Annotated in this window: 5 protein-coding genes and 4 pseudogenes; 5 read left to right on the forward strand and 4 right to left on the reverse strand. The window is 63.4% G+C overall.

What is annotated here, in order from left to right; genetic code table 11:
• A pseudogene (locus JCM25143_RS20015) lies at positions 1–228 on the reverse strand (S-methyl-5-thioribose-1-phosphate isomerase); the annotation flags it as partial.
• A 326-nt stretch (positions 229–554) separates the two neighbouring features.
• Here JCM25143_RS20015 and JCM25143_RS22160 point away from each other — a divergent pair.
• Positions 555–1,238 (forward strand): hypothetical protein, encoded by a 684-nt coding sequence (locus JCM25143_RS22160; RefSeq protein ID WP_148300151.1) that lies wholly within the window; start codon positions 555–557, stop codon positions 1,236–1,238.
• An 85-nt stretch (positions 1,239–1,323) separates the two neighbouring features.
• Here the strand turns inward: JCM25143_RS22160 and JCM25143_RS20025 are convergent.
• The 3 genes and pseudogenes from JCM25143_RS20025 to JCM25143_RS14170 all read right to left on the reverse strand — a co-directional run bounded on the left by JCM25143_RS20025 (position 1,324) and on the right by JCM25143_RS14170 (position 3,804).
• Positions 1,324–2,477: pseudogene (locus tag JCM25143_RS20025) on the reverse strand (asparaginase).
• Positions 2,467–3,126 carry a hypothetical protein gene (locus JCM25143_RS21105; protein ID WP_025861690.1) on the reverse strand — a complete coding sequence of 220 codons (660 nt, stop codon included), beginning with the start codon at positions 3,124–3,126 and terminating at the stop codon, positions 2,467–2,469. The pseudogene JCM25143_RS20025 and the gene JCM25143_RS21105 overlap by 11 nt, the downstream one beginning before the upstream one ends.
• Positions 3,127–3,804, reverse strand: a complete 678-nt coding sequence (locus JCM25143_RS14170; RefSeq protein ID WP_025861691.1) for a transcriptional repressor — start codon at positions 3,802–3,804, stop codon at positions 3,127–3,129.
• Positions 3,805–4,168: 364 nt separating this feature from the next.
• On the opposite strand from JCM25143_RS14170, the pseudogene JCM25143_RS20035 reads away from it, so the two are divergent.
• The 4 genes and pseudogenes from JCM25143_RS20035 to JCM25143_RS20045 form a co-directional block, all read left to right on the forward strand.
• A pseudogene (locus tag JCM25143_RS20035) lies at positions 4,169–4,935 on the forward strand (metal ABC transporter solute-binding protein, Zn/Mn family).
• 117 nt (positions 4,936–5,052) lie between these two features.
• A pseudogene (locus tag JCM25143_RS24905) lies at positions 5,053–5,142 on the forward strand (ATP-binding cassette domain-containing protein); the annotation flags it as partial.
• 122 nt (positions 5,143–5,264) lie between these two features.
• The gene (locus JCM25143_RS24910) at positions 5,265–5,636 is read left to right on the forward strand and encodes an ATP-binding cassette domain-containing protein (protein ID WP_267879974.1); all 372 of its coding nucleotides are present in this window, start codon (positions 5,265–5,267) and stop codon (positions 5,634–5,636) included.
• 115 nt (positions 5,637–5,751) lie between these two features.
• Positions 5,752–5,893: metal ABC transporter permease (locus JCM25143_RS20045; RefSeq protein ID WP_035371417.1), on the forward strand; the 142-nt coding region annotated here is incomplete at its 3' end.

The following is a 5,893-nucleotide window of genomic DNA, read 5'->3' on the forward strand; positions in this document are numbered from 1 at the left end:
ATCCGCGCCTGACCGCAGCGCCAGCGCCAGCCCGTACGCCGCCACAGCCCCGATCAGCGGCGCGCCACGCACCTGCATGGTGCGAATGGCGTGGGCCACCTCATCAGGTGTGACGAGCGTGAGAATATCCAGCGCGAACGGCAGACGGGTCTGGTCGAAAATATGAATGCTCCAGCCGTCTTTTTCATCGACCCAGACACTGCGGTAAGGGGTGCCATTGATTTTCATGGAATTACTCTCAAGCCCCGAAGGCAAAACATGAAGAAAACGGAAGTCCCGATCATAAAGCCACAAGCCATTGCGGGCAACACTCCGCCCTAACAAGAACAGTCAGTGAACAGATAACGGCAGCACCATAGTGCAGGCTGATATTTATTCATGCCTTCTGTACAGTATTTTTTGCATTTTCGGTGGTTTTTGTTATGTAGAGCGGGAACAGCCCAAACATCTGTCGCGGCATGTCCTCGCGGGTAAGGGGTAAGGTTTTTTCTTTATCAGAAAACACATGACATGTTCTTGAATAATCAAAACCATGTCTTCAAGGAAGATTAACAATGAGTGAAACCCGCAAGCGCCGCACGACAAAAACCGCAGCCCCCGAAACCGCGCCGGCACCCGCTCCCAAAAAACGCGCGCCCCGTGCAAAAGCGATCGCAACGGAAAGTGTAGCCGCTCCGGCTGAGCCCGCCACCACCCGCAAGACCCGCACGGCAAAAGCCGTGAAGGCCGCACCGGCTGCACGCACCGCCAAAGCAGCAGCACCCAAGGCCGCCGCTCCGAAGGCTGAACGCAAGACCGCCACCAAGGCAACGGCCAAGACTGCCGCCAAGGCCGAAACCAAGACCCGGGCAAAAACCACCACCCGCACCGCAACAGTGCAGAAAGCAGCAGCCCAGCCTGCCGCCCCGGCCAAGAGCACCCGCAAGGCCGCCGCAAAAGCCCCGACAAAAGCTGCTGCCGCTCCCAAGGCCGCAACACGCGCCAGCGCAAAGCCTGCCAAGCCGCTGCGGCAAAGCCCGCGCCCAAGGCTACCGCCAGCGCACGCCGTGCAGCGGAAACCGCTACGGCCAACAACGCGATTTCCGCCGTTGAAAAACTGCGCATTGTGCAGGAACGCCGCCGCAGCAAGCGTTATGAGCGTCTGGCAGCCGAAGCTGCTGAACAGGCAGCCCCGACCCGTGGCAAGCGTAAAGCCGCACCGGCAAAGCGCGCCCGCGCAACCAAGGGCTGAGCCATAAAAAACAAACGGTCGGCAGGGCGTTTTTCCCTGCCGACCGCTTTACTCTACCGCCCCCTGCCTGCCGGGTTTTATTCTGCCCGGTTTTAACAGGCAGTTTCAGGCAGACAGTCGCCCGCCAGTTCAGAAGCGGCACGCAATTCGCCCACGGGCTGACCATTCCAGTTAAATACTGTGCGCCGCATGTAATGATGCAGCACCGGGCTGTCCTCTTTCCCAAAACGGGCAATCAGGGCGGCGGCGGCAGTCTCTGCCGCGCGCACGCCGCCATCGCGGCATTTGATGGCAATGCCCAGCCCTTGCGCGGGCAGGGCCACAACCATGACCCCCTCAGCCCCCATTTTGGTCAGCACACGCGGGGCAAGCGCTTCCATGACTCTGGTATCGAACTGGCCACTCCCCGCGATCATGAAAGGGTTAGCCGCAATAGCCGCGCGCAACCGTTCAGCCGCCGCTGCACGCGCCGCCCCCAGCCCCTGCCCGGTGGCAAACCGCGCAAACGCCCGCGCAAGTGCCTCCAGCGGCACAGCCCATGTAGGAATGGCACAGCCATCCGTTCCCTGATTATCGCGCGTATGGGCAATGCCGGTTACATCCGCCAGCGTGCGCGCCACAGTTTGCATGACCGGGTGCTCCACCCCCACATACCCAGCCGGGTCATGCCCGCCGGCACAGGACAGACAGACAAACCCCGCATGCTTGCCCGAGCAGCAGTTATGCAACGCTTGGGCAGGCTGGCCACTGGCTGCCAGAGCACGCGCCGCCGTGCTATCCAGCGGCCAGTGAACCCCACATTCCAGCGCGCCATAATCATACCCCGCGCGCGCCAGCATATCGGTGGCCACCGCCACATGCTCCGGCTCGCCTGATGCGAAGCACAGGCTAACGCCAGAGCGGCATCCGACAAGGCAAAACGATCCGCCGCTCCTTCCGTCAGCAACGGCAGGGCCTGCAACGCCTTGACAGTAGAGCGGGGGAAAATGGCCGTTGCGACATCACCTGCAGCAAAAACCGTTCGCCCCTGCGCGTCCACCACCGCAACAGCCCCATAATGTCGGGATTCCACTCGGCCACCGCGCGTGGTTTCCGCCAGCAGGATATCCCCCGCAAGCACGTCTGACGGGCGGGCAGAAAAGGAGGTATTCTGATTCACGGATAAGGCTCCATCGGCTGTCAGGGACACTTGATGCCGGGCAGCATAAGGCCGCGCGGCAATCCGGCAAGAACCCCTAAACGCCACTCAGCCAGTAACAGGGGGCCGAAAACGCTGCCGTGTGGTCTGGGTCGCTCTCCAGCATCTCGGCCACCATGGCCCGGCGCAGGCGCAACACCACGCCCGGCCCGGCATCCTGCTCCTCGGCCCCGGTTTCGCTCAGCCAGGCGAGCCATGGCACCACGCCTGCGCGCTCAGTCAGCATAAGCGGAGCGCGGCGGCTCAGCGGTAGCCCCTGCTCCAGCAGGCGCGCGGCCCTGACCTGTGTTGCCACCAGATACAGGCACCCATCCTCACCACTGCGCCCGCCGAGCGATGCCACGGCAACCGGGCTCAGGCGCACTTCTTCAGGCAAAAAAACCGTGCGCGGCAAAGGTGGCAACGGCAGGGAAAACAGATCGGCCTGCTCCCCGTCTGCAGCCGCCACGCCGGAAACCGGAGCACCCGTACGCGCATGCGATAGCCCAGCTACAACCCTGCCCGCTACTATACAATCCAGACTTTCCGGCCCGGTGTCTCCCTGTCCGGCACGCGCTCCGGTTCCCGGCCTACGGCTACGCCCCTGCCCCCCTCCGACGGCGCGCCTGCGCACACGCTCGGGACCTTGTGGCAGCCCTACCCGGTCAAAACCGGCAAAACCCGGCTGCTCAGGAATGAAACCCGGTTTTCTGGCCATTCATCGTTCCGTTCCGGCCTCCTGCTGCCCGGTGCAGGTGACGCACAGCCCTTCCACCTCGACCGAGGCACTTTGCATGGTAAAGGCCTTTTCGCGGCATACCGTGCGCAACATGTCCAGAATACGCGGCGTATCGGCAATTTCCGTCACCCCGCCACAGGCGCGGCAGATCAGAAACTGGGCGGCATGCACACCACAGGCCCCATGCTCATGCCCGCAGGCCGAAACGACATGACCAGATCGCGCGGAGGACGAGGCAGACGCCCCAGAGGGATCAGCCTCGTCCTCATGGGACAGATGGGTACAGGGCACAAAGGCGGAAAGCCGCTCGATCCGGTGGATCAGGCCATGTTCCAGCAGGAAGTCCAGCGCCCTGTACACTGTAGGCGGCGCGGGCCTGCGATCGGAAACCCGGAGCTGTTCGAGCAGATCATACGCACCCACCGGGGCATCGGCCTGCAGGATCAGGCCCAGCACATCGCGGCGCTGCGCGGTCATGCGCCCCCCCTGCCGGGAGCAGAGCGTTGCCGCACAGTCCAGCAGCCCACGCGTATGCTCGGAAAAACCGTACGGGTCACCAGCCTGCACCGCAGAATCGTGCCCGGCCTGTACGGGCGCATTGTCGGTGGCAGCCGATGTCTGGTTACGCGAGCGGGCTGGGTGCGGGATGCGGGGCATGTTCATCTTCCGTTCTCTTTACTTGGTAGCCTAATCGAGCTTCCAGCGGAAGACCATACATCAACACGCGAGAGGGAGGTGACGAAAGGACGGAACAGATGTAATAATATTACATTCTTTTGAGGGAACCAGCACAAGACATGCCCACATGACACGCCGGCAGGGTAAACACACACACCTGCACCCCCTCCGGTGCCCTGCAAACCGCCACCCTACCCGCCTGCTGCGCACAGGCCTGCTATGGATGCTGCTGCTGACTCCCGCCCTTGCCTTACCCGGCAGGGCAGAGACCCACGCCACCCTGAACATAGTAGCGGTGGAAAACACATGGGGAGATCTGGCCGCGCAGATTGCCGGGCCAGACATGACCGTTACCTCCCTGCTGGCCTCCCCCACGGTGGACCCGCATCTCTACGCCCCCAGCACGGACGATGCCCGCCATCTGGCCGATGCCACGCTGGTTGTCATGAACGGCGCGGGATACGACACATGGCTGGCAAACTAGCCGATGCCGCCCGCCTGCCCGCGGAGCGAATCATCCGTGCCGATTCGTGGCCCGGCTGGCACACGGGCGGCAACCCGCATCTATGGTTCAACACCCGTGCAGTGGCGGATGTCGTTACCCGGCTGCAAGCCGCCTGCGCACAGGTCGACCCCGCCCATGCCAGCGCCTATGCCCAGCGCGGCCGCGCGGTGCTGGACGCCATCGCCCGTGTTGATGCGCTGCTGGCCACAATACGCCCCCATGTCGCAGGGCGCGCGGTTGCGGCAACAGAACCATTATTCGACCCGCTGGCCGAACAGATGGGGCTAGACATGAAAGAGCAGGACTTCCAGACCGCCATCATGAACGGCGTGGAACCCGCCCCGGCCGATATCGCCCAATTTGAAAACGACCTGACCGCGCATAAACTGCACCTGCTGGCCTATAATGAGCAGATGATAGAAGTAGCCGTTGTGCCGCTACTGGAACTGGCCGACAGTTCAGGCATACCCTCCCTGCCGCTGACGGAAACCCTGCCCGCAAACCTGCCTTTTGCGCCAGCGGGCACCGCGCCTCCCCCTCACTGGCAGGACTGGATCAGCGCCATTGCCCGGCAGACGGAGCACCTGCTGGACAGCGCGCCATGACGCACCCGGCCATGAACTGCCCCCATTCTTGAAGCACGGGAGTTGAGTATTGTCCGCGATGGGCGGCGGGTGCTGGATTCCGTAAATTTCAGTATCCCGAACGGCGGCTTCGTCGCGGTGCTGGGGGGCAACGGTGCTGGCAAAACCACACTGTTCCGCGCCATTCTGGGGTTGGATAGCGCATCGCATGGCAGCCTGCATGTAGCAGGACAGCCGGCCCGACCGGGGCAGGCCGCCATTGGCTACATGCCGCAGTCACGGCAGATGGTGGCGGGGCAGATCAGTGGCTGGCACATGGTCGCCTCGGCCTGCGCGGCCAGCGCTGGGGGTTGCCATGGCATACACCCCAAGCCCGTGCGCAGGTCGATGCCGCACTGGCCGCGGTGGATGCACAGGAACTGGCAACGCGCCCGGTGGCCAGCCTTTCCGGTGGGGAGCGCCAGCGCCTGCTGCTGGCACAATCGCTGCTCGATTCCCCGCGCCTGCTGCTGCTTGATGAGCCTCTGGCCAGTCTCGACCCCGCCCGCATGCGCCAGACAGCCCGCCGTATCCATGATCTGGCCCGCCAGCGCGGGCTGACGGTGCTGATTTCTACCCATGACATCAACCCGCTCGAAGGGTTTATGGACAGTGTGCTGTATCTTGCTCACGGCAAAGCCCTTCTGGGCACGGTGGATGAAGTCATGACCACACCGGCCTGAGTGCGCTCTATGGTGCGCCGGTCGAGGTCGTGCGCGCGCAGGGCCGCCTGTTTGTGGTGGCCGAAGGCGGGGGTGACACCCTGCATGCCTGCGACTGCACAGGACACACCCACTGATGCTTGCTTATGAATTTATGCGCACGGCCTTTATGGCGGCTTTTCTGGTCTCGCTCGTCTGCGGGCCTGTGGGGTGGTTTCTGGTGCTGCGCGGCCAGAGCTTTGCCAGCCATGCGCTGGCTCATGTCGGATTTGCCGGAG

Source organism: Acetobacter papayae JCM 25143 (genome assembly GCF_000613285.1).
GTDB lineage: Bacteria > Pseudomonadota > Alphaproteobacteria > Acetobacterales > Acetobacteraceae > Acetobacter > Acetobacter papayae.